The sequence below is a fragment of the Streptomyces sp. cg35 genome, assembly GCF_050410835.1.
In the GTDB taxonomy this organism is placed as follows: domain Bacteria; phylum Actinomycetota; class Actinomycetes; order Streptomycetales; family Streptomycetaceae; genus Streptomyces.
The window spans coordinates 2,007,543-2,030,625 of record NZ_CP191268.1; the positions used below are offsets into that span (position 1 = coordinate 2,007,543).

Below are 23,083 nucleotides of genomic sequence, written 5' to 3' on the forward strand. Positions count from 1 at the left end.
TAGAATGGAGGCACTTGAGCCGTCGGTGACCGACGTGGAGCCCTGGGGGGAGCGAGTCCACCGTGTCGCAGCAGCAGCTGAACCGGAACCCGTCGGCGCCCCGCACCGGAGCGTCGTCCCGGCTCCGGCGGGCATCGCCGCCGCAGCGCCTGGTGGGCTGGCTGGGCGGATTCGGCGCCGCGGCCGCCGCGTACACGGTGTTCCAGTCGGTGTACGGGCTGCTGCCGGGCGGCCTGGCCGGGGACTCCGCGCGGTACGCGGTCGCCGCGACGAGCGGGGCCGGCGCGGGGCTCGTGGTGTGGCTGTCCGCCGCCCTCGTGCGGTCCCGGCAGGCCCAACAGGCGTCACGGGGAAGGCAGTCGGGCGCCGCCTCGGCGGACCCGGGCCGGCTGACGGCGCTGACCGCGGCGACGTACGGCACCCTGGCCGCGGAACTGTGCACCGTCGACGATCCGGCGGCCGGCCGCCTGACCGGCTGGACGCACTCGCTCGGTGAGCCGGGGCGGGTGCGTCCGACGGCGACCGGTACCGCGTACGGGCTGCACCTCACGCTGGACCTCGGCGCGTCCGACGGCCGGCTGAGCACCGGCGGGCTGGTGCGCACCCTGTGGGCCCTGCGACTGCCGGACGGCGGCTGGTCCGCGCGCTCGCAGGGCACCCAGGCCCGGCCCGAGGTGACGGCCCTGGTGCTCGGCGCGCTGGCCCGCGCGGGCGCGGACCCGGATCTGATCGCGGTGGAGGCGGACCGGTGCGCGGCCGGCTTCACCCGCGAACTGGACCGTACGGGGCACGAGTTGACGCACGTCGTGACGACGGTGCTGCGCGGCATGCTGCGGGCGGCGCCGGACGAGCGCGACCGGCTGCGCACCCTGCGCGACGTCCTGGTCGCCGGGGCCGTGCCCGACCCGGGGCGCGCCGGACACCCCCGCTGGGGCTACCGTCTGGCGGCGCCGCAGGGCCCGCCGTCCGCGCTGCACACCGCGCAGGCCGTGGTGGCCCTCGACCGCACGGCGCGGGTGCTCGGCGAGGAGAGCGACGCGGCGCGCGCGGCCCGCGAGGGCGGGGTGCGCTGGCTGCTCGCCTGCCCGGACCCGGCCCACGACCTCTGCCTCGACCTGGAGAACCTGCGCGAGGAGGTGCGCCGCCCGCGGGCGGACGAGCCCGACCGCGTCGAGGTTCTGAACGTCCGCCATTTCACTGCGAGTTGGCTGGTCCGTGCGCTGCTGACGACGGGCGCGCGGGACGTGGCGCGCGGCGCGGGCGCCGAGCGGGTCCGGCGGGAGCAGCTGGCCGGTGCGGCGGCCGCGGTCTGGCGGGGGCAGGCGGACGGGATATGGACCTGGGTGCGGGACGACACCGGTGAGCTGCGACGGCCGATATGGATGACCTATCAAGGTCTTTCGGCGCTGCGGGCCCATGCCTTATGGATGTATGAGCCATAGGCGAGGGTGCGGGGAGGACGCGGGGCATGGGTGGTCGACAGGTGGTCTCGGCGCGGCGGCTGCTCGCCGACGCGCTCGACGTGACGGCGTCCGAGGCGGATCTCGCCCGGGCGGCGCACGATGTCGTCATCCGGCTGGGTTCCGCCGGGCGGCTGCCGGAGCTCGTCGGGGATCTCGCGGCGGGCGGCGGCGATCCGGTGGGCTGCGCGCGGCTCTCGTACCGGCACGTCCTCGGCTTCGACAAGCTGCTGCTCATCGACGGCGGGCCGCATCACATGCTGCGCGCCCACGTCTGGCATCCGGGCGCGCACAGCCCGGAGGACATCCACAACCACCGCTCCCCGCTCGCCTCGTACATCGTGCGCGGGGCGCTGCGGATGGAGCTGTACGCGGCCGCCCGGGACGGCGGCGAGGAGGCCGCCCGCTATCGGGAGTCGCTGTCGCACGACACGGCGGACTGGCTGCTGGAACCGGCGGGGCCGGCCCGGCTGCGGCTGACGCAGGTCGCCGAGTACACGGCGGGCAGCAGCTACGCCCTGCCGGCGCACACCCTGCACCGGGCGTGGAGCACGGCTGCGGATCCGACGGTGACCCTGTTCCTGGAGACGGGGGCGCAGCGGCGCCGGCACACGGACGTGTTCCTCGGCGCGGACGCGGAGCGGCACAGCCCCGCGGTCCCGAAGACGCCGCTCGACGTGAAGGAGTATCTGCGGGAACTGGACGCTCTGGCGCGCCTGTTGAGCGAGGCGTGAGGCGGTCGCGGGGGCGCGGGGGTGCTCAGAGGTGGGGCAGCGCCTGCGCGACGACGGCGCGGTTGTAGTCGTCGATCTCGACGGTGTCCAGGTCGGCGGGGGCCAGCCAGGTCGCGGCCTGGTCGGCGTGCGGCAGCACGATGCCGGTGGTGAGCGGGCGCACCAGGTAGTTGTCCTGGAAGTTCTTGACCTCGCGGCCGCGGTAGTCGCTGACGAAGGAGGACTCGCCGATCCTCCGCTCCACGTACCCGAGCAGGCCGGTCTCCTCCTTCAGCTCGCGCAGCACCCCGTCCTCGGGGCTCTCCCCCGGTTCGAGCTTGCCGCAGGGCACGCCCCACACCCGGGGCAGGAACCGCTCGGTCTCGCTGCGCCTGACCAGCAGAACGCGCCCGTCGAGCGCGACGACGGCCGCGGCGAGCCGATTCTCCGGAGGGATAGCCACGTGTCCACGGTAGCGCGTGACACGGACGACGGCACATGGGTGCAACGCGCTTTCGAACGAACGGAGTTGAGGACACAGGCCACCGGAGCACCTTGCGCCCCGCGCGCGCATCGACGCCTCACGGCCGCACCCGGTCCGACGCCCTGGGCCGGGCGGCGCGGCGCGGGGAACAGCCGCGCCGCGCCCGTGGTTCGACCACCTTGCAACGGCGCGACGATCAACTGACGTGTGGGGGACGGACGATGAGCGGTGTCGAGGTGCGCGGTACGGTCGCGGCGGGTTTCGAGGGGGTCCGCGAGGAGTTCGCGGCGGTGCTCGCCGAGGAGACGGCCGAGCCGGGAGCGCAGCTGGCGGCGTATGTGCACGGGCGGCAGGTCGTGGACCTGTGGGCGGGCGAGGGCTTCGAGGGCTCGTCGCTGACGGCTGTCTTCTCCAACACCAAGGGCGCGGCGCACCTGGTGGTGGCGCTGCTCGTCCAGGAGGGCGTTCTCGCACTGGACCGTGAAGTGTCGTCGTACTGGCCCGAGTTCACCGGACACGGCAAGGAGCGGCTGACGCTGCGCGAGCTGCTCGCGCACCGCTCGGGGCTGATCGGCGTCGACGGCGGCTTGAGCTCCGAGGAGCTGGGCGACGACCGGCTGGTCGCCGAACGGCTCGCCGGGCAGCGGCCGTTCTGGGAGCCGGGCTCGGCGTACGGCTATCACGCGCTGACGATCGGCGCCCTGACGGGCGAGGTGGTCCGCCGGGCGACGGGCCGCACCCTGCAGGAGGTGTACGAGGAGCGGATCCGGGCGCCGTACGGCCTCGATCTCTGGCTGGGTCTGCCGGAGGCCGAGGAGGGCCGGTTCCATCCGATGCGGCCGATGGCGCCGACGCCGGAGCAGCAGGCGTTCCTGGCGGCGAGCCGACCGGCGCCGGACAGTCTCCTCGCGGTCGCGTTCAACCCGACGGACGACCCCGCGTACGACCTCCTCGACGAGTACGTCAACACCCGGCGGGTGCGCGCCCTCGGGCCCGCCTCGGCCGGCGGTGTCGGCAACGCGCGCGGGCTGGCCCGGCTGTACGCGGCGGCGCTGAGCGGGGTGGACGGCGCCCCCGCGCTCCTGAAGCCGGAGACGGTCGCGGAGTTCACGCGGCGCCAGTGGACCGGCACCGACCTGGTGACGGCCGAGCCGGACCACTTCACGCTCGGCTTCGAGACGGAGGGGCTGCGCTATCCGCCCCTCGGTCCGGAGGCGTTCGGCCACTGCGGCGCGGCCGGGTCGGAGGCCTTCGCGGACCCGTCCACCGGTCTGGCCTACGGCTACACCCGCCGCCGCTACGCCTTCCCGGGCGGCGCCGGACCGGAGAACCAGCGGCTGGTGGCCGCGCTGGTGCGGGCGGCGACCGACTGACGGTCCGAGGTGCGCACCATAACCAGCGGCTATGGAAGAAGGTCTTGGACGCACCGCTGGCCGGCCCTTGAGGATGAGGTCGTCGCCGGGCACCGAAGTCCGGTCGCCTGAAGCGGAGTTGAGCGTCCTCATGACCAAGGTCTGGCTGATCACCGGTGCGAACAGCGGTTTCGGCCGCGCCTTCACCACGGCGGCCGTCGGCGAGGGAGACCTCGTCGTCGCCACGGCCCGCCGCCCGGAGACCCTCAAGGATCTGGTGGAGGCGCATCCGGGCCGGGTGACGGCGCTGCCGCTCGACGTGACGGACCCGGCGGCCGTCGACGCGTCGGTCGCCGAGGCCGTCGCCCGGCACGGCCGCATCGACGTGCTGGTCAACAACGCGGGCCGCGGGCACGTCGGCGCCGCCGAGGAGACCACGGACGCGGAGCTGCGGTCGCTGTTCGAGGTGCACTTCTTCGGGCCCGCCGCCCTGGTGCGGGCCGTCCTCCCGCACATGCGCGAGCGGCGCCGCGGGGCCATCGTGCAGCTCAGCAGCATGGGCGGGCAGATGTCGTTCCCCGGGATGTCCGCGTACAGCGGCACGAAGTTCGCGCTGGAGGGTTTCTCGGAGGCGCTGGCGACGGAGGTCGCGCCGCTCGGCATCAAGGTGCTGGTGGTCGAGCCGGGCGCGTTCCGTACGAACCTGATGAACGGCACCACGGCCAGCACCCGGATCGACGACTACGCGCCGACGGTCGGCGCCACCCGCGACGCGCTCGATGCCGCCGCCCGCTCCGGCGACGAGCCGGGCGATCCCGCGAAGGCCGCCGCGGCGGTCGTCGCGGCGCTCGCGGCGGAGCACACCCCGCTGCGACTGCCGCTCGGCGACGACGGGGTGGACGCGGTGCTCGGGCACCTCGACTCGGTGCGGGACGAGATCGCGGTGTGGGAAACGGTGGCGCGGGCGACGCGGTTCGACGGCTAGGGCCTGGAGGGGCCCGTGCTGTTCTGTGCGCCCGCGAGCGACACGATCCGCCGGACAGGTCCTGAGGCCCAGGACGCCGCGGCCTGCTCAGCCACCGTCCAAGGTCTTCGCGACGGCGGAGATCGCCGCCGGTCCCACCCGGCAGCAGCCGCCGATCAGCCGTGCCCCGGCCGCCCGCCATCCTTCGATCCGCTCCGGGCCGAACGTCGACCGCCCGGTCCAGCGGCGCGCCCCCGCGTCCCAGGTCTCCCCGCTGTTCGGGTACACGACCACCGGCTTGCCGGTCACGCGGGCGGCCAGGGCGACCGCGTGGTCCGCGTCCTGCGGGGCGCAGCAGTTGACGCCCACCGCGACGATCTCCGCCGCGTCGGCGGCGAGGCCGAACGCCTCGTCCAGCGGCTGCCCGGCGCGGGTCCGCTCCCCCGCGACGCTGTACGAGAGCCACGCGGGCACCCCGAGGCCGCGCACCGCCCGCAGCAGCGCCCGCGCCTCGTCCGTGTCCGGCACCGTCTCCAGGGCGATCACGTCCGGCCGGGCCGCCGCCAGGGCCTCCAGGCGCGGCCGGTGGAACCGTTCGAGTGCGGCCACGCTCAGCCCGTAGCGCCCCCGGTACTCGGAGCCGTCGGCGAGCATCGCCCCGTACGGACCCGCCGACGCGGCCACCCACAGCGGGCGGCCGGTCCGGACCTCGCTCGCCGCGCGCCGCGCCGACTCGACGCTCAGTGCCATGAGTTCGGCCGCCCGCCGGTGCCCGATGCCGTGCCGTGCGAACCCCTCGAACGTGGCCTGGTAACTCGCGGTGATGGCGACGCTCGCGCCCGCCTCGTAGTACGCCCGGTGGGCCGCGACGATCGCCTCGGGCTCCTCGGCGAGGAGGCGGGCCGACCACAGTTCGTCGCCGAGGTCGTGCCCGGCGGCCTCCAGCTGGTTGGACAGCCCTCCGTCCAGGACGACGGCCCGGTCCCCGGCGAGGGCACGCGGAAGGCCGGGCGGCTCGGGCGCGTTGTCACTGGTCATACCGGTGAGCCTACGTCGCCTTCCGCGGCCCGCGCCGCCCACCGGATGCCGCCCGCCAGATGGGCCCGGAAGTCCGGGTCGTCGTACGCGGACGCGTCGTGGCCGAGCCCGGTGTAGAAGACGCGCCCGCGCCCCTCGCCCTGCTCGCGGCACCAGATCAGGGGATGGTCGCCGCCCATCCGCGCGTCGTCGTACGAGGATTCGTCGGCGTACGCGAGGACGCGGACGGCCGGGTCCGTGCGCGGGTCGGTCCGGAAGTCGTACCACTCGTCGGTGAACTCCCAGCTGTCGCCCAGGTGCCGGGTGGCCGGGTGCGTGCGGTCGGCGACGCGGAGGCGTCCCGGCTGGTACGCGGGATGGCGGTCGAACCGGGCGGCCAGCAGTGCGCCGTAGTACGGCCAGTCGTCCTCGGTGCAGGCGGCGGCGTGGACGCCGACGAAGCCGCCGCCCCCGTCGACGTACGCCGCGAGCCGCGCGCGTCCCTCCGGGGTGAGGACGTCGCCGCTGGTGGAGAGGAAGACGACGGCCGTGTACCGGTCGGCGAGGCCGGCGCGCTCGAACACGGCGGGGTCCTCGCTCGCCGCGACCTCGAAGCCGTGCGCGCCGCCGAGGTCGCGGAGGGTGGCGACGGCATACGGGATGGAGGCGTGCCGGTAGGCGGTGGTGCGGCTGTAGACCAGGATCATGCGCCCGCACTGTAGTCACACGTCACGTGCGGGCGCGGCCGGGCGACGCAGAAGCGGGGCGTCCGTTTCGTACAAGACCGCAGGGCGTGCGGGTGCCTACGGTGAAGCCATGACTGACAGCACTGTCCGCATGGACGCCATCGGAATCCTCTCCTCCGACCTGGCCGCCTCGCTCGCGTTCTACCGCCTGCTGGGCCTCTCCTTCCCCGAGGGCGCCGAGCAGCTCCCGCACGTGGAGGCGGAGCTGCCCGGCGGCATCCGGCTCATGTTCGACCCGGACAGCAGCGGCACGGACCACGGCCGCGGCCGGATCGCGCTCGCCTTCCACTGCGGTGACGCCGCCGGGGTCGACGCGACGTACGCGGCGCTGACCGACGCCGGCTACCACGGCGAGAGCAAGCCGTGGGACGCGGTGTGGGGGCAGCGGTACGCCGTCACGCACGACCCGGACGGCAATCAGGTCGACCTGTTCGCCTGAGCCCGCCGCCCGTCGCCCGTCGCTCTCAGGCCAGACGTCGCAGCGTCACGCCCGTCAGGTCCCGTACGTCGCGCGACAGATGGGCCTGGTCGGTGTACCCGGCCCGGACGGCGGTCTCCGCGAAGGGGACGCCGGACCGGGCCAGCGCCAGGGCCCGCTGCAGCCGCAGCACCCGGGCCAGCGTCTTGGGACCGTACCCGAACGCGACGAGTGAACGCCGGTGCAGCAGGCGGGTGTTGAGCCCCGCGTGCTCGGCGGTCTCGGCGATGCCCCGGCCCGCGTCGAGGGCCGACACGACGCGGGCGAGCAGCGGGTCGGGCGGGCCGGCGGCGCGGGCGAGGCGGACGGCCGCGGACTCCAGCTCGGCGGCGGGATCGGCGGCCGCGTCGACCCGCTCGGTGAGCCGGCGGGCGTCGGCGCCCCGCCACAGGTCGGCCAGCTCGGCACGGCTGTCGCGCAGTTCGTGCGCCGGGACGCCGAGGTAGGCGGGCGCCGTGCCGGGGGCGAAGCGGATGCCCGCGTAGGTCCGGCCGGCCGTGGCTCCCGCGGGGTGCGCCCGGGTGTCGGGCCCGGCGACGAAGAGCCGGCCCTCGCTCCAGATCAGGTCCATGCAGCCGTCGGGCAGCACCGGGGCCGCGGCGCCGCGGCCGGAAGCCACGGTGCGCGTCCAGACGACCGCGCCCGGTACCCGGCAGTCCCGCTCCTCGTACCCGTCGCCCACGCCCTCCACGCTACGCCGCGCGCGTGCGGTGCTCCTGCGGGCTGACTCCGTGCACCCGCTTGAAGGCGCTGGACAGGGCGAAAGCGCTGCCGTAACCGATCTGCCGGGCGATCGCCGCGACGGTGAGGTCGCTGTCGCGCAGCAGATCCGCGGCGAGGGCGAGGCGCCAGCCGGTCAGATACGTCATCGGGGGCTCGCCGACGAGCTCGGTGAAGCGGCGGGCGAGCGCGGCGCGGGACACCCCGGCCCGGCCGGCGATCTCGGCGACGGTCCACGGGTGGGCCGGATCGTCCTGGATCAGCCGCAGTGCCCGGCCGACGACCGGGTCGCCCATGGCCCGGTACCAGGCGGGCGCGTCCGCCTCGGGGCGGGAGAACCAGGCGCGCAGCGACGTGATGAGCAGCAGGTCAAGGAGCCGGTCGAGGACGACCTCCTGGCCCGGCCCGTCCTTCCCGATCTCCTCGGCGACCAGCGGGGTCAGCGGGCAGTCCCACACCTCGGTGGGCAGCACGAGCACCGGTGGCAGCGCGTCGAGGAGCCGGGCGGTGAGCTCGCCGCGCAGCTGGTAGGTGCCGATGAGCAGCTGCGCCGGGCCGTCCGGGGTCTCGCCCCACTCCCGGACCCCGAGGTCCCGGTAGCGGCCGACGTGCGCGGGCCCCAGCGGGCGGCACACCTGGCCGGGGCCGATCTCGGCGCGCGGGGCGGTGGCGGGGTCGTCGCAGCAGACGTACGCGTCCGGGCCGCGGGCGACGGCGATGTCGCCGGGGCGGATCCGGCGGGCCGGCCCGTCGCCGTCGGGCAGGATCCACGCGTCGCCCTTGACCATGATCATGACGGTGAGGGGTGCCTCGTCGGCGATCCGCACGGCCCAGGGGGTCTCGAAACAGGCCCGGATCATGAAGGCACCGCGGGCCCGGGGCCCCTCCAGGAGGCCTGCGAGTACGTCCATGACGGCAGCGTAGACGGGCGCTTATGGCGGTGAGCGGCTCATCGATGTTTCCGGACGCCGCACGGCAGTTGAGTGGAGGCATGACAGAGACGACGAAGAACGTGACGACAGTGGTGGTGACCGGGGCGACCGGGCGGACGGGGCGCCGGGTCGCCGCGGCGGCGCGCGCGGCGGGGCTGGCCGTGCGGGCGGCCTCGCGGTCGGGCGCGGTCCGGTTCGACTGGGCGGACCCGGCGACGTGGGACGCGGCGCTGCGCGGCGCCGACGGGGCGTATCTGGCGTACCCGTCGGACATCGGGGCGCCGGACGCCGCGGACGCGGTGGGGGCGCTGGCGCGGCGGGCGGTCGAGCTGGGCGTGGGCCGTCTGGTCCTGCTCTCGGCGCGCGGCGAGGACCAGGCCGCTCCTGCCGAGGAGGCGGTGCGGGCGTCGGGCGCGGACTGGACGGTGCTGCGGTGCGCGTGGTTCCACCAGAACTTCGGCGAGGGTCCGCTGCTGGAGCAGGTGCGCGGGCCCGAGCTGGTGTTCGCGGCGCCGGACGCGCTGCGCGAGCCGTTCCTCGACGTACGGGACATCGCGGAGGTCGCGGTGGCGGTGCTGCGGGAGCCGTCCGGGCGGTACGCGCGCACGACCCTGGAGCTGACCGGTCCCGAGCTGCTCACGTGGGGCGAGGCGCTGGCCGAGGTGGCGCGCGCCGCGGGTACGGCGAAGCGGTACGTGGCGGTGCCGGTGCACGAGTACGGCGCGGCACTGCGGGAGCTGGGGGTGCCGAAGGAGGAGGCCGGATTCCTGGTGGAACTGTTCGGCACGCTGCTGGACGGGCGCAACGCGTCCGTGACCGGTGACGTGGCGCGGGTGCTGGGGCGCGGGCCGCGGTCGTTCGGGGCGTACGCGGCGCAGACGGCGGGCGTCTGGACGTAGCAGCCGCTCCGCACGGGAGAGGGGGTGCGGGAGAGGACGGTCGCCGTCCTCTCCCGCACCCCCGTCCGCGTCGGCCTGGCTGCTCCTACTCCTTCTCGTCCTCGTCCTCGCCCTCGTCCTCCGGCGGCACGTCGCCGTTGCGCCGCACGTGCGTGCGCAGGCGGGACGTGACGTCCTCCGGGGGCAGGAACTTCGACCAGCGCTCCGGGAACTCCGAGGGCATGTCGGGATCGTCCGGGTCGTCCGGGTGCGGGGCCGACCGCGCGGCGGCCCGCGTCATGTAGTGGGCGGAGCCGGCCGTGCGCACCCGCTCGTTCGCGGCCCGCGCCGCGGCCGTGGCGACCGACGGCCAGACCCGGTCGATCGCGGCGTTCATCGCGGCGCCGACGAGGACCGCGAACGCCGAGACACCGATCCACAGCAGCACCGCGACGGGCGCCGCGAGGGAGCCGTAGATCGTGGGCCCCTCGATGGTGTTGGTGAGGTAGAGGCGGAGCAGGAAGCTGCCGGGGATCCACATCGCGAGGCTCACCAGCGCGCCGGGTACGTCCTCGATCCACGGCGAGCGCACCGGGACGGACACGTGGTACAGCGTCGTCAGGAACGCGACCGACAGGACGAGTACCACCGGCCAGTACAGGATCTGGACGACCGTCTCCGACCAGGGGACCAGGCCGATCACCGCGTCCGGCCCGGCGATCATCAGCGGCAGCGCCACCGAGCCGACGACGAGACCGACGAGGAAGAGCAGGAACGCGAGCAGCCGCGTCTTCACGATGCCGCGGACGCCGTCCAGGCCGTACATCACGGTCACCGTGTCCACGAACGTCGACACGGCCCGTGAGCCCGACCACAGCGAGATGAGGAATCCGATGGAGATGACATCGGGGCGGCCGCCCTTGATGACGTCGTCCAGGATCGGTTCCGCGATCTCCTTCACGCCCTGGTCGCTCAGGACCGTGCGGGAAGCCTCCAGAATGTTGTCGCGGACACCCGCGATCGTGTCGGCTCCGGTCCACGAGTCGACGTAGGCGAGCAGCCCCACCAGGGACAGCAGCAGCGGCGGGACCGACAGCAGGGTGAAGAACGCCGCCTCGGCCGCGAGACCGAGGATGCGGTACTCCATGCACGAGTTGACGGTGTCCTTGAGCAACAGCCAGGCCGTCCTGCGCTTGGAGACGTTCTGGTACAGAACGCGGGCCCTGTGGAGTCGGCCGGACGGCGGTGGGGGGGATTCACTTGCTGGCTGCACGTCCTAAAGGTATCCGCCGCAACAACGTGTACCCATCCCCCGGTGCCCCTGCCTGCGAGGCTGCGACCTCGTCGGCACAGTCTCCCCTCCTGTAGCGCAACGCTCCAGACATGGCGGAGCAACTCAGGAGAGACCGCTCCAAAAATAGTCCGCGACTATCTGTCATGCCCGCGTTGGCCGAATGACGAGGAAGTGGAAAACGGAAGCAACACCGGTAAGTACACAACCCTTTCGGTGAGTTCCCCGGCACCGCGCACGACGGCCTCGAAAGACCGGCATGACCGCGTCACCCAAAAGCCGTCGGAAATCGCCAATGCTCGGAACCCACTTGAACCGTTCATGAATCACCGGAAAGAATCTCGATCGTATTCAGTGCGCACACCGAACGCTCAACGGGCGCGCACAGCACGGGGGGACATCCAACGGAGGGGAATTACAGGGTCATCAGCCGTGACCCGCTTCATCCGCGTTGCTCCTCACGCTCACAGCACATCCAACCCACGCTCTGCTTTCGCTCGTTCCGGAATTCAATAAAGCGCGCGAAACACGGGTGACAATCACGAGGAGCTCATGTGGCGAACGGCACCGAGCGCGTTCTCGCCCAAGTCCTGGCCGGTGTCGTACGCGTGGATCACGTACCACCCGACAGTAACTTCTTCGACGACCTCTGCGCCAACTCTCTTGTCATGGCCCACTTCTGCGCCCGGGTGCGCAAACACGCGGACCTGCCGGCGGTCTCGATGAAGGACGTCTACGGCCATCCGACGATCCGGAGCCTGGCCGCGGCGCTCGACGAGGCGCCGCCCGTGCGGACGGTCGAGGTCGAGCCGCTTCCGCCGGCCGGCAGCACACCCCGCTACGTCGTCTGCGGGGCGCTGCAGTTGCTCTGCTTCGCCCTGTACTGCGCGGTGGCCGGGATGCTGACCGCCCGGGGCTACGCGTGGGTCTCCGCGGGTGCGGGATCCATCGACGCCTATGTGCGCGCGGTGCTGTTCGGCAGTGCGGTGTTCATCGGCGCGTGCGGCCTGCCCATCGTGGCGAAGTGGCTGCTCATCGGCCGCTGGCGGGAGACCGAGTTCCCGGTGTGGGGGCTCGCCTACGTCCGGTTCTGGCTGGTCAAGTCGCTGCTGCACGCGAATCCGATGGCCCTGTTCGCCGGCAACCCGGTGTACGTGCTGTACCTGCGGCTGCTCGGCGCCAAGATCGGGCCGGGGGTGACGATCCTGTCCCACTCCGTCCCGGTCTGCACCGACCTGCTGACGATCGGCGCGGACACGGTGATCCGCAAGGAGTGCGACTTCTTCGGCTACCGGGCGCATGCCGGCCGGATCCGCACCGGCCCGGTCACGATCGGCCGGGACGTGTTCATCGGCGAGAAGACCGTCCTCGACATCGGGACGTCGATGGGGGACGGAGCACAACTGGGCCACGCGTCGGCGCTCTACGACGGCGCCTCGGTGCCGGCCGGCGAGCACTGGCACGGCTGCCCCGCCGAACCCACCGACGTCGACTACGTCCGGCTGCCCGCGGCCGACTGCTCCACCCTGCGCCGGGCCCTGTACGCGGTCGGCGGTCTGCTCCAGATGCTGCTGGTGTTCGTCCCGCTCGCGGTCTGCGGGACCGACCTGCTGCTCACCGAAATACCCGCCCTCGACTCGCTGCTCGCGCCCGACACCCACGACCTGGCCTCCGCGGGCTTCTACGTGCAGGCGTTCGGCCTGTCGATCGCCTGCTTCCTGGCGTTCCTCGTCCTCGGCCTCGCCGCCGTCACCCTGGTGCCGCGCGCCTTGCGGCCGATCCTGCGCGCGGACCGCACGTATCCGCTGTACGGCCTGCACTACTCGGTGCAGCGGGCGATCGCCCGGATGACCAACAACAAGTTCTTCAAGTGGCTGTGCGGCGACAGCTCGTACATCGTTCCCTACCTGCGGTCCATCGGGTACGACCTCTCGCAGGTGGAGCAGACCGGCTCCAACTTCGGCACGGAGATGCAGCACGAGAATCCGTACCTGGCCAAGGTCGGCAGCGGCACGATGGTCGCCGACGGGCTGTCGATCATGAACGCCGACTTCACCGCCACGTCGTTCCGCGTCGCGCGCGCGGAGATCGGGCCGCACAACTTCCTGGGCAACCACATCGCCTACCCGGTGGGCGGCCGCACCGGCGAGAACTGCCTGCTCGCGACGAAGGTGATGATCCCGCTGGACGGCGCGGTCCGCGAGGGCGTGGGGCTGCTCGGCTCGCCGCCCTTCGAGATCCCGCGCACCGTCGAGCGCGACACCCGCTTCGACCACCTGCGCGAGGGCGACGAGCTGCGGCGCCGGCTGTCCGCGAAGAACCGCTACAACCTGCGCTCCATGGCCCTGCACCTGTTCCTGCGGTGGCTGCACTGGTTCGCCCTGACGGTGATCGCCTTCGCCGCGTTCGACCTGTACGACGTGGCCGGCGGAGTGCTGATCGGCGCCTCCCTGGTCGTCGGCCTCGCCTTCACCACCGGCTACTACATCCTGGTGGAGCGCGTGATCTGCCGCTTCCGGCCGCTCCAGCCGCAGTTGTGCTCGATCTACGACCCGTACTTCCGCTGGCACGAGCGACTGTGGAAGGTGCCCGACAACCACCTCGTGGTGTTCAACGGGACACCGTTCAAGAACCTGGTGTGGCGGCTGCTCGGGGTACGGATCGGCCGCCGGGTCTTCGACGACGGCGCCTCCATCACCGAGCGCACGCTGGTGACGATCGGCGACGACGTCACGCTCGCCGCGCACACCAAGGTGCAGGCCCACTCGCAGGAGGACGGCACCTTCAAGTCCGACCACATCACGCTCGGCGCGGGCTGCTCGCTCGGCACCGGCTCGCTCGTGCACTACGGCGTCACGCTGGGCGACGCCTCCGTACTCGCCCCCGACGCCTTCCTGATGAAGGGCGAACAGGTGCCCCCGCGGGCCCGCTGGGGCGGCAACCCGGCGACGGGGAGGTAGGGCCATGACGACGATCCCGCAGTGGACACGCGCGCCGCGCCCCGGCGTGGCCGATCACGAAGTACCGCTCCCGGCGGGCCTGTTGGCGTCCGGCCCGGCGTTGACCGCCGCGCACGAGCGGGTGCTCGCCGCGCTGTCCGCCGAGCGCGACGACACGGTGCTCGGGGTGAGCGTCGCGGGCCGCACCCTGCGCCTGCGCTACCGCACCGACGTCCTCGACCGCGAGGCCGCCGCCCGCATCGCCGGCTACCACCTCGCCGCACTCACCGACCCCGGGCGCCGGAGCCTGCTGTCCGAGTCCGAACTCCGCTTCCAGCTCGAGGAGTTGGCGGGCCCGCGCCGCGCGCTGCCCGACCGGCGCGTCCACGAACTGTTCGAGGCGCGGGTGGCCGCGCAGCCGGACACGGTGGCCGTCGTGGCGCAGGACGGGCAGTGGACGTACCGGGAGCTGAACTCCCGGGCGAACCGGATCGGCCGGGCGCTGCTCGCGCGCGGGCTGCGGCCCGAGGGCGTCGTCGCGGTGCTGACCGAACGCAACCTCGACTGGATGGCCGCCGTCCTCGGCGTCCTCAAGGCGGGCGGCGCGTATCTGCCGATCGAGCCGCACTTCCCGGCCGCGCGCGTCGCGACGACGCTCGACCGGGCGGACTGCGGCCTCGTGCTCACCGAGCGGGGCAGCGCGTCCGCGCTCGACCCGGCCGCGCGGACCCTGTTCATCGACACCGCGTACGACGAGGGGCACCCGGACACCGATCTCGGTGTGCCCGTCGCCGCCGATCAGCTGGCCTACCTGTACTTCACCTCCGGCTCGACCGGCGAGCCCAAGGGCGCGATGTGCGAGCACGCCGGGTTCCTCAACCACGTCCTGGCCAAGCTCGACGACCTGGGCGTCAAGGCCGGCGACGTGGTGGCGCAGACCGCGCCCCAGTGCTTCGACATCTCGCTGTGGCAGTTGCTCTCCGCGCCGCTCGTGGGCGGCCGGACGCTGCTGGTGCCGCAGGAGGCGATCCTGGACGTCCCGCGGTTCGTGGACACGATCGCGCGCGGCCGGGTCAATGTGCTGCAGGTGGTGCCGTCGTATCTGGAGGCCGTCCTGGCCGAGCTGGACGCGCACCCCCGGGAACTGCCCGCTCTGCGGTGCGTGTCGGTGACCGGCGAGGCGGTGAAGAAGGAGCTGGTGCGGCGCTGGTTCGCGGCCCGGCCCGGGGTCCGGCTCGTCAACGCGTACGGGCTGACCGAGACGTCCGACGACACCAACCACGAGGTCATGGACCGGGTGCCGGAGCACGACCGCGTCCCGCTCGGCCGGCCCATCGCCAACGTGCGGATCTACGTCGTCGACGAGGACCTGGTGCCCGTGCCGCTCGGAGCGCCCGGCGAGATCGTCTTCTCGGGGGTGTGCGTCGGGCGCGGGTACGTCAACGACCCCGAGCGCACGAAGGCCGCGTTCGTCGAGGACCCGTACCGGCCGGGCGAGCGGCTCTACCGCAGCGGCGACCACGGGCGCTGGCTGCCCGACGGGAAGCTGGAGTTCCTCGGCCGCCGGGACGGCCAGGTGAAGATCCGCGGGTTCCGCGTCGAGATCGGCGAGATCGAGAACGCGCTGCTGCGGGTGGACGGGGTCCGCGACGGCGCCGTGATCGTCGTACGGGGCACGCAGCTCGCCGCGTTCTGCGCCGGGCCGCGGCCGGTGGACGCGGGCGTCGTACGGGAGCGGGTGGCCGCGTCGCTGCCCGCGTACATGGTCCCGTCCGTCGTGCACTGGCGCGAGCGGCTGCCGCTGACCGCCAACGGGAAGACCGACCGCCGGGCGCTCACCGCGCTCGCCGAGGACCTGGACACGGCGGCGGACGGGCCGCGGACACCGGCCGAGCACCGGCTGGCCGCCGTCTGGGCCGAGGTGCTCGGCATCCCCGCCGACCGGATCGGCCGGCGCGACCACTTCTTCGACCTCGGCGGCTCCTCGCTGTCCGCCGTGAAGCTGGTGATCGCCCTGGACCGGGCGGTCTCCCTCAAGGACGTCACCCACCATCCGGTCCTCGCGGATCTCGCGGGACTGCTCGACCGGGCGACCGCTCAGCGCCACTGAAGGGAATACCTATGCACCGATCGACTCCATCCCCCCTTCCCGACGACATCTCGCTCCGAGCCGGCAGCCCTCCCCTGTTGTCCGCCGCCACCGGTGGCGATCCGGAGGAGTGGGCTGCCGAGTACCGGGAGGCCCTGCGCTCCGCCGTCGCCCTCCACGGCTGCGTCCTGGTCCGCGGCCTGGGCCTGACCGAACCGGGCGCCATGGCGGGCGTCTTCCGGCAGCTGGCCCACTCCCTGATGCCCGACCGGGAGCCGTTCGCGCCGCGGCGCAGGTACACGGACGGGGTGTACTCCACGTCCAAGTGGCCGCCGAACCAGCAGATGTGCATGCATCACGAGATGAGCTACGCGCTGGAGTTCCCCGGGATGCTGCTGTTCGCCTGTCTGGAGGCGCCCGCGTCCGGCGGCGCCACGGGGGTGGCCGACGCGGCGGCCGTGCTCGACGCGCTGCCCGCGGAACTGACCGAGCGGTTCGAGCGGGAGGGCTGGCTGCTGACGCGGTCCTACCACGACGAGATCGGGGCGTCGGCCGCCGAGGCGTTCGGCACCGACGACCGCGACGCCGTGGCCCGCTACTGCCGCACCCACGCCATCGACTTCGACTGGCAGCCCGACGGCTCGCTGCGCACCCGGCAGCACCGCAGCGCCGTGGTCCACCATCCGGTCAGCGGCCGCCGCCTGTGGTTCAACCAGATCGCCTTCCTCAGCGAGTGGACGATGGATCCCGAGGTCCGCGACTATCTCACCGACGTCTACGGCGCCGACGCGCTGCCCTTCACCACCCGGTTCGGCAACGGCGATCCGATCGGCGAGGACGTGGTCCGGGCGATCAACGAGGTCTACGAGGCGCACACCGTGCGCGAGCCGTGGCGCTCCGGCGATCTGCTGCTCGTCGACAACCTCCGTTCCGCGCACAGCAGGGAGCCGTTCGACGGCCCGCGCGAGGTCCTGGCGGGGCTCGCCGACCCGGTCCGGCTCGCCGACTGCGCGCCCACGGTCAAGGTGAGCGCCGCATGACCGACACCGCTCCGGCCTTCGCCGTGATCCCCGGCGAGCAGGTCCAGCAGGCGCTGTACGCGCGGGAGGCGGAGATCGCGGGACTGGTCGAGACCGTGTACCGGCTGCACGGCGCGGGCCGGACCGTGAACCCGCCGTCGTACTTCCTGCGCTTCCCGGACCGCCCGTCGGCGCGGATCATCGCGCTGCCCGCCTCGCTCGGCGGGCCGCTGCGGGTGGACGGCCTGAAGTGGATATCCAGTTTTCCGGAGAACACCGGCTCGGGTCTGCCCCGGGCGTCCGCCGTGCTGATCCTCAACGACCCCGACACCGGATACCCGTACGCCTGTCTGGAGAGCTCGGTCATCAGCGCCACCCGCACGGCGTCCTCCGCCGCGCTCGCGGCCGACCGGCTCAGCCGCACCAGGAGCCGCCCGGCGCGGGTCGGGTTCATCGGGACGGGGCTGATCGCCCGCTACGTCCACTCGCATCTGACCGCGACCGGCTGGGAGTTCGACGAGACCGGCGTGTACGACCTGTCCGCGGACAGCGCGGAAGGGTTCCGCGGCTATCTGGAACGGGCCGGGACCAAGGGGCGGATCACGGTGCACGACACCGCCGAGGCCCTGGTCCGCGGCAGCGACCTGCTGGTCTTCGCGACGGTGGCCGCAGAACCGCACGTCCACGATGTGTCGTGGTTCGCGCACCATCCGCTGGTGCTGCATCTCTCGCTGCGCGATCTGGCGCCCGAGATCCTGCTGGCATCCGCGAACGTCGTCGATGACGTCGAGCACTGCCTGAAGGCGAACACGTCGCCGCATCTGGCCGAACAGCTCACCGGGAAACGGGACTTCATCGACGGCACGCTGGAGGACGTGCTGAGCGGACGCGTCGCCGTGCCGGCGGACCGGACGGTGGTGTTCTCGCCGTTCGGACTCGGGGTACTCGACCTCGCCGTCGGCCGGTACGTCCACGACGAGGTGGCCAAGAGGGGTGAACTGCATGTCGTAGAAGGGTTCTTCCACGAGCTGAGCCGCTACGGCTGAACGGCCGGCTCGTGGCGCACAAGGGGGACACGGGGGACACAAGAGGGGGGAACCATGCCTGTCATTACCGATCCTGCGAGGTTCAACGAGGAACAGCTCTACGTCGACCTGCGGGCCGTGCTCGATCTGCCGCTCTATCTGAAGTGCGAAGGGTTCAACTTCGCCGGGTCGATCAAGCTGAAGGCGGCCACCGAGATGGTGGACGCCGCCGAGCGCGACGGCCGGCTGCGGCCCGGTTCGGTGCTCGTCGAGTCGTCGTCCGGGAACCTGGGGGTGGCGCTCAGCGTCATCGCGGCGAGCCGCGGCCACCGGTTCCTGTGCGTGACGGACGTGCGCTGCAACCAGCCGACGATCCGGCTGATGGAGGCGCTCGGCAGCCGGGTGCACGTCATCGAGGACCCGGCGGGCAACGAAGGACTGCTGGGCGCGCGGCGCGCGTACGTACGGGCGCTGTGCGCGGCCGACGACCGCTACGTGTGGCTCGACCAGTACAACAACCAGGGCAACTGGAGGGCGCACTACCGCACCACGGCCCCGGCCATCGCCGATCACTTCCCGCGTCTGGACGTCCTGTTCGTCGGGGCCGGGACGACGGGAACCCTGATGGGGTGCGCCCGGTGGTTCTGGCAGTGGCGGCGCCGGGTGCGCATCGTCGCCGTCGACAGTGTCGGCTCGGTGAGCTTCGGCGGGGCGCCGGGCCGCCGGCTGATCCCGGGGCTCGGCACGAGCGTGCCGCCGCCGATGCTCGACCGGTCGTACATCGACGACGTGGTGCACGTCGAGGAGGCGGACACCGTCCGCGCCTGCCGGAGTCTGGCGAGCCGCGGGTTCCTGTTCGGCGGCTCGACCGGCACGGTGATCAGCGGCGCCCGGCAGTGGCTCGAACACCACGGCCACCGGGGCATGACGGCGGTGGCCATCGCCCCGGATCTCGGTGAGCGCTATCTCGACACCGTCTACCGGGAGGGCTGGCCGCCCGACACCGACACCGACACCGACACCGAACGGAACGAGGTGGCGGCGATGGCCTCCTTGGCGAGCTGAGCACACGCTCCCGGCGGCGCGGTCGCGGTCCGCGCCGCGCCGCCGGTAGGTTCGCCGTCATGTCGGGCAGCACGCACACGGTGACCAACCAGCCCCCGCCGCTGGTGGGATACGACGTCTTCACCGCCGACCGGGCCCTCACCGAGGGCCTGGAGCGGCATCTGGACGCCGCGCTTGTGGAAACGGCCCGGGCGGAACTCACGGTGCTCGGCAGCACCGCCGGTTCCGCCCGGGCCCAGGAGTGGGGGCGCCTCGCGAACGAGCACCCGCCGGTCCTGCGCACCCACGACCGCTACGGCCACCGGATCGACGAGGTCGACTTCCACCCGGCCTGGCACAGCCTGATGGGCGAGGGCGTCTCGGCGGGGCTGACGGCCGCCTGGGCGCGGCCCGCCGGCCATCTGCGGCGCGCGGCCGCGTTCCTGGTGTGGTCTCAGGTCGAGGCGGGGCATCTGTGCCCGCTGTCGATGACGCACGCGGCGGTGCCGGCGCTGAGCGCGCAGCCGGAGCTCGCCGCGCGGTGGGAGCCGCGTCTGACGTCCACCGTCTACGACTTCGGGCTGCGGCCCGTGTCCGGGAAGGCCGGGGCGCTTCTCGGCATGGGGATGACGGAGAAGCAGGGCGGCAGTGACGTACGCGCGCATACGACGCGTGCGGTGGCCCTCGCCGACGACGGGGCGTACGCCCTCACCGGCCACAAGTGGTTCTGCTCCGCACCGATGTCGGACGGGTTCCTGGTGCTCGCGCAGGCCGACGGGGGTCCCACGTGTTTCCTCGTGCCCCGGGTCCTGGCGGACGGATCACGCAACCCGTTCGCGCTCCAGCGGCTCAAGGACAAGCTGGGGAACCGGTCGAACGCGTCGGCCGAGGTCGAGTTCGACGGGACGTGGGCGCGACGGGTCGGCGACGAGGGGCGCGGGGTGCGCACCATCATCGACATGGTCGCGGCGACCCGCCTCGACTGTGTGCTCGGCTCCGCGGCGCTCATGCGGCAGGCGGTGGCGCAGGCGATCCACCACTGCACGTACCGCGAGGCGTTCGGCGGGAAGCTCGTCGACAAGCCGCTGATGCGGAACGTGCTGGCCGACCTGGCCCTGGAGTCGGAGGCCGCGACGACGCTGGCGCTCCGGCTGGCGGCGGCGTACGACCGCGCGGCCGACGGCGACGAGCGGGAGCGGGCGCTGCTGCGGCTCGCCGTGCCGGCCGCCAAGTACTGGGTGACCAAGCGGTGCACGCCGGTCGCCGCGGAGGCCCTGGAGTGCCTCGGGGGCAACGGCTACGTGGAGGAGTCGGGGATGCCGCGGCTGCTGCGCGAGTCGCCGCTGAACTCGATCTGGGAGGGCTCGGGCAACGTGCAGGCGCTCGATGTCCTGCGGGCGCTGCAGCGCGAGCCCGCGGCGTTCGACGCGTTCCTGCTGGAGGTGGGGACGACGCGCGGCGCCGATCACCGACTGGACGCCGCCGTGAAGGACCTGCTGACCGAACTCGGCGACCTGGACGGCATCGAGGCCCGCGCGCGGCGGCTCGTCGAGCGGATCGCGCTGGTGCTGCAGGGGTCGCTGCTGGTGCGGTACGCGCCGGCCGAGGTGGCGGACGCGTTCTGCGCGTCGCGGCTCGGCGGGGACCACGGTGCGGCGTTCGGGACGCTGCCGCACACGCTGGGGCTCACGGAGATCGTGGAGCGGGCGCGCCCGGTGTCCTGAACAGCCGGGTCACGGTGGAATGAGCGCGGGGATGGTGCTGCGCCGACACGGCACCATCCCCGCCTTTCAGGCCCCTGAAGGAGCTTGAACGCCGCCTCGGCGGCGTTGGTGCCAGTTTCAAACGCCGTACGGCTGTTCGCCAGGGTTGCAGGGGGTTGCAACCTGCCTTCGGAAGGCCCACTCTTGCCGTGGCTCGGAGGTGCACGACAGTCGTCACTCCCCCGCAATCCGAGGATTCAGGCATGAACGAGGATTCGACTCTCGACCTGGCGCGGCTGTCCGCGATGGACGTGACGTTCGCGTCCCGCCTGCTCAAGGGCGTCCGGGCGGCGACGCTCTCGGGGCGGCGGCCGCAGGTCATGCCGCGGCCGGAGATAGGCGAGTCCTGGGAGCGGATGCTGCGCGGCGGCGTCGACCCGGACCGCGACGTGCGTTCCGGACTCCTCAGTGTCGACGAGGTCGAGGAGCGGCGGCAGTCCTCGCCGCTGCTGCCGGTGCTGCCGATGCTGCGCGAGGCGCTGGTGTCGGTGGCCGAGGCGGCGCAGCACATCATGGTGATCAGCGACGCCGACGGCCGGATCCTGTGGCGCGAGGGGCATCCGGGGGTGCTGCGCAGGGGCGACCGGCTTGGCTTCGAAGTGGGCGCGCTGTGGGCCGAGGACGTCGTCGGGACGAACGGGGTGGGGACGCCGCTGGTGACCCGCAGACCCGTCCAGGTGTTCTCCGCCGAGCACTTCGTGCGCTCGCACCACGCGTGGACGTGCGCGGGCGCGCCGATCACGGATCCGCGCGACGGGCGGCTGCTCGGAGTGGTGGACGTCAGCGGCCCGCTGGAGACGATGCATCCGGCGACGCTGTCGTGGGTGAAGTCGGTGGCGCTGCTCGCGGAGGCGCGGCTGCGCGAGCGGCACGTGGGCGGTCTGGAGCGGCTGCGGGCCGTGGCGGCGCCGGTCCTCGCGCGGATCGGCGGCCGGGCCCTGGCGGTCGACCGGCACGGCTGGACGGCGGCGGTCACCGGGATGCCGCTGCTCGACCGGGTGGCCCTGCCCAAGTCGCTCGCGGAGGGCTCCTGTTGGCTGCCCTCGCTGGGCGCCTGCAAGGCGACGCCGCTGCCGGGCGGCTGGCTGATCCTGGTGGACGACGCCGCGGAGCCGCTCACCGCGACGCACGTCCGGCTGGACCTGAGCCGGCCGCGCCGCTGGTCGGTCGAGGTGTCGGGTCCCGCGGGCTCCTGGACGCACGAACTGAGCCCGCGCCACGCCGAGTTGCTGTTCCTGCTGGCCCGTCACCGCGAGGGGCGCAGCGCGGCGGGCCTGGCCGAGGATCTGTTCGGGGATCCGGCGCGGACGGTGACGGTGCGCGCGGAGATGTCCCGGGTGCGCCGCTATCTCGGCGGTCTGCTGGCGCACCGGCCCTACCGCTTCCTGGAGGACACGGAGGTGGAGGTGCACCTGCCGGACGATCCGCTGGCCCTGTTGCCGCACTCCACGGCACCGGCGGTGCACAGCGCCCGGACGCCCGGCCCCTGACGCCCTTGTGGACCTGAGTACGCTCCGCCCCCATGGCCCTCTTGAAACGCAAGCGGAAGACGGAGCGCGAGTACCCCGCCCCGCTCACCGCGCACCAGCTGTGGATGGTCTCCCTGAGCGCGCCGGTGAGCCGTGACCGGGGCGCTTCCCGGACAACCCTGTACCCGTTCACCCGCATCGACGACGACAAGGCGCTGCGGTGGCTGGCCGAGCAGTGGGGGATCGGGACGCGGCAGGAGCTGATCGGGCGGCTCGGCGGTCTCGCGCGGTCCGGGTACCGGGCGGGCGCCCGGGCGCGGCTCGGCGTCGAACCGCTCGCCTGGGACATCGCCCTGTACACGGACATCACCCGGCGCGGCTTCGCCTGCGGCATGCTCACGGAGGCGGACGCCTGGAACCTGCTGAAGAACGTGGTGCCGCAGGTCGCGGGCACGTACAACTCGTGGCGGGAGTACGCGGACCACTATCTGCTGGGCCGCACGGTCTGGCGGGACGGACTCCAGGGCACCCCGGAGGCGTCGTTCCCCGCCCCGCAGGCCGACGCCGACGCGCACCTCAGGAGCCTCCTCGACCCGGCCGCGGTCGCCAGTCCGTGGAACCAGGCCCCCTGGGACGCCATCCGGCAGCCGGACGTGGCGCGCGCGTAGGCCGGTCCGGCCCGACGGTCCGCCCTTGGCCC

20 protein-coding genes are annotated in these 23,083 nt (G+C 73.1%); 14 read left to right on the plus strand and 6 right to left on the minus strand.

Features of this window, described 5'->3' with window-relative positions; all coding sequences use genetic code 11:
* Positions 1 to 62 precede the first annotated feature (62 nt).
* The gene (locus tag ACQUQD_RS09320; RefSeq protein WP_428951561.1) at positions 63 to 1,442 is read left to right on the plus strand and encodes a hypothetical protein; all 1,380 of its coding nucleotides are present in this window, start codon (positions 63 to 65) and stop codon (positions 1,440 to 1,442) included.
* Positions 1,443 to 1,468: 26 nt separating this feature from the next.
* A complete protein-coding gene (locus tag ACQUQD_RS09325; protein WP_428951562.1) occupies positions 1,469 to 2,194 on the plus strand; it encodes a hypothetical protein in 726 nt (241 codons plus the stop codon).
* A 25-nt stretch (positions 2,195 to 2,219) separates the two neighbouring features.
* Here ACQUQD_RS09325 and ACQUQD_RS09330 read toward each other — a convergent pair whose 3' ends face one another.
* Complete coding sequence (locus tag ACQUQD_RS09330; RefSeq protein WP_428957501.1) at positions 2,220 to 2,630, minus strand: NUDIX hydrolase; 411 nt, start codon at positions 2,628 to 2,630, stop codon at positions 2,220 to 2,222.
* Between the two features lie 248 nt (positions 2,631 to 2,878).
* Between ACQUQD_RS09330 and ACQUQD_RS09335 the strand changes: the two genes are divergently transcribed.
* The gene (locus ACQUQD_RS09335) at positions 2,879 to 4,030 is read left to right on the plus strand and encodes a serine hydrolase domain-containing protein (protein ID WP_428951563.1); all 1,152 of its coding nucleotides are present in this window, start codon (positions 2,879 to 2,881) and stop codon (positions 4,028 to 4,030) included.
* Positions 4,031 to 4,160: 130 nt separating this feature from the next.
* Positions 4,161 to 4,994: an oxidoreductase gene (locus ACQUQD_RS09340; protein ID WP_428951564.1), complete on the plus strand. Its 834-nt coding sequence runs from the start codon at positions 4,161 to 4,163 to the stop codon at positions 4,992 to 4,994.
* Positions 4,995 to 5,081: 87 nt separating this feature from the next.
* Here ACQUQD_RS09340 and mmuM read toward each other — a convergent pair whose 3' ends face one another.
* The gene (gene mmuM / locus ACQUQD_RS09345) at positions 5,082 to 6,011 is read right to left on the minus strand and encodes a homocysteine S-methyltransferase (RefSeq protein ID WP_428951565.1); all 930 of its coding nucleotides are present in this window, start codon (positions 6,009 to 6,011) and stop codon (positions 5,082 to 5,084) included.
* Positions 6,008 to 6,697, minus strand: a complete 690-nt coding sequence (locus tag ACQUQD_RS09350) for a ThuA domain-containing protein (protein WP_428951566.1) — start codon at positions 6,695 to 6,697, stop codon at positions 6,008 to 6,010. Before ACQUQD_RS09350 ends, mmuM begins: the two co-directional genes overlap by 4 nt.
* A gap of 109 nt (positions 6,698 to 6,806) precedes the next feature.
* On the opposite strand from ACQUQD_RS09350, the gene ACQUQD_RS09355 reads away from it, so the two are divergent.
* A complete protein-coding gene (locus ACQUQD_RS09355) occupies positions 6,807 to 7,175 on the plus strand; it encodes a VOC family protein (RefSeq protein WP_428951567.1) in 369 nt (122 codons plus the stop codon).
* Between the two features lie 25 nt (positions 7,176 to 7,200).
* Here the strand turns inward: ACQUQD_RS09355 and ACQUQD_RS09360 are convergent, their stop codons facing one another.
* Both ACQUQD_RS09360 and ACQUQD_RS09365 read right to left on the minus strand, forming a co-directional pair.
* Positions 7,201 to 7,896, minus strand: a complete 696-nt coding sequence (locus ACQUQD_RS09360; protein ID WP_428951568.1) for a DUF6597 domain-containing transcriptional factor — start codon at positions 7,894 to 7,896, stop codon at positions 7,201 to 7,203.
* A 10-nt stretch (positions 7,897 to 7,906) separates the two neighbouring features.
* Entirely contained in the window at positions 7,907 to 8,845 is a 939-nt protein-coding gene (locus tag ACQUQD_RS09365) for an AraC family transcriptional regulator (RefSeq protein ID WP_428951569.1), read from the minus strand.
* Positions 8,846 to 8,925: 80 nt separating this feature from the next.
* Between ACQUQD_RS09365 and ACQUQD_RS09370 the strand changes: the two genes are divergently transcribed.
* Positions 8,926 to 9,765, plus strand: coding sequence for an NAD(P)H-binding protein (locus tag ACQUQD_RS09370; RefSeq protein ID WP_428951570.1), 840 nt, complete (start codon positions 8,926 to 8,928; stop codon positions 9,763 to 9,765).
* Between the two features lie 85 nt (positions 9,766 to 9,850).
* Here the strand turns inward: ACQUQD_RS09370 and ACQUQD_RS09375 are convergent, their stop codons facing one another.
* Positions 9,851 to 11,017 (minus strand): YihY/virulence factor BrkB family protein, encoded by a 1,167-nt coding sequence (locus ACQUQD_RS09375; protein ID WP_428951571.1) that lies wholly within the window; start codon positions 11,015 to 11,017, stop codon positions 9,851 to 9,853.
* A 572-nt stretch (positions 11,018 to 11,589) separates the two neighbouring features.
* Between ACQUQD_RS09375 and ACQUQD_RS09380 the strand changes: the two genes are divergently transcribed.
* The 8 genes from ACQUQD_RS09380 (at position 11,590) to ACQUQD_RS09415 (ending at position 23,051) form a co-directional block, all read left to right on the plus strand.
* On the plus strand, positions 11,590 to 13,995 hold the full coding sequence (locus ACQUQD_RS09380; protein WP_428951572.1) for a Pls/PosA family non-ribosomal peptide synthetase: 2,406 nt from the start codon (positions 11,590 to 11,592) through the stop codon (positions 13,993 to 13,995).
* Between the two features lie 4 nt (positions 13,996 to 13,999).
* A complete protein-coding gene (locus tag ACQUQD_RS09385; protein ID WP_428951573.1) occupies positions 14,000 to 16,084 on the plus strand; it encodes a non-ribosomal peptide synthetase in 2,085 nt (694 codons plus the stop codon).
* Between the two features lie 11 nt (positions 16,085 to 16,095).
* The gene (locus tag ACQUQD_RS09390) at positions 16,096 to 17,103 is read left to right on the plus strand and encodes a TauD/TfdA family dioxygenase (RefSeq protein WP_428951574.1); all 1,008 of its coding nucleotides are present in this window, start codon (positions 16,096 to 16,098) and stop codon (positions 17,101 to 17,103) included.
* Entirely contained in the window at positions 17,100 to 18,128 is a 1,029-nt protein-coding gene (sbnB, locus tag ACQUQD_RS09395; RefSeq protein ID WP_428951575.1) for a 2,3-diaminopropionate biosynthesis protein SbnB, read from the plus strand. Before ACQUQD_RS09390 ends, sbnB begins: the two co-directional genes overlap by 4 nt.
* Positions 18,129 to 18,182: 54 nt before the next feature.
* Positions 18,183 to 19,172: a 2,3-diaminopropionate biosynthesis protein SbnA gene (gene sbnA / locus ACQUQD_RS09400; protein WP_428951576.1), complete on the plus strand. Its 990-nt coding sequence runs from the start codon at positions 18,183 to 18,185 to the stop codon at positions 19,170 to 19,172.
* Positions 19,173 to 19,231: 59 nt separating this feature from the next.
* Positions 19,232 to 20,875: an acyl-CoA dehydrogenase family protein gene (locus ACQUQD_RS09405; protein WP_428951577.1), complete on the plus strand. Its 1,644-nt coding sequence runs from the start codon at positions 19,232 to 19,234 to the stop codon at positions 20,873 to 20,875.
* 242 nt (positions 20,876 to 21,117) lie between these two features.
* Positions 21,118 to 22,404, plus strand: coding sequence for a GAF domain-containing protein (locus tag ACQUQD_RS09410; protein WP_428951578.1), 1,287 nt, complete (start codon positions 21,118 to 21,120; stop codon positions 22,402 to 22,404).
* Between the two features lie 32 nt (positions 22,405 to 22,436).
* Positions 22,437 to 23,051: a DUF1266 domain-containing protein gene (locus ACQUQD_RS09415; protein WP_428951579.1), complete on the plus strand. Its 615-nt coding sequence runs from the start codon at positions 22,437 to 22,439 to the stop codon at positions 23,049 to 23,051.
* Positions 23,052 to 23,083: the final 32 nt, after the last annotated feature.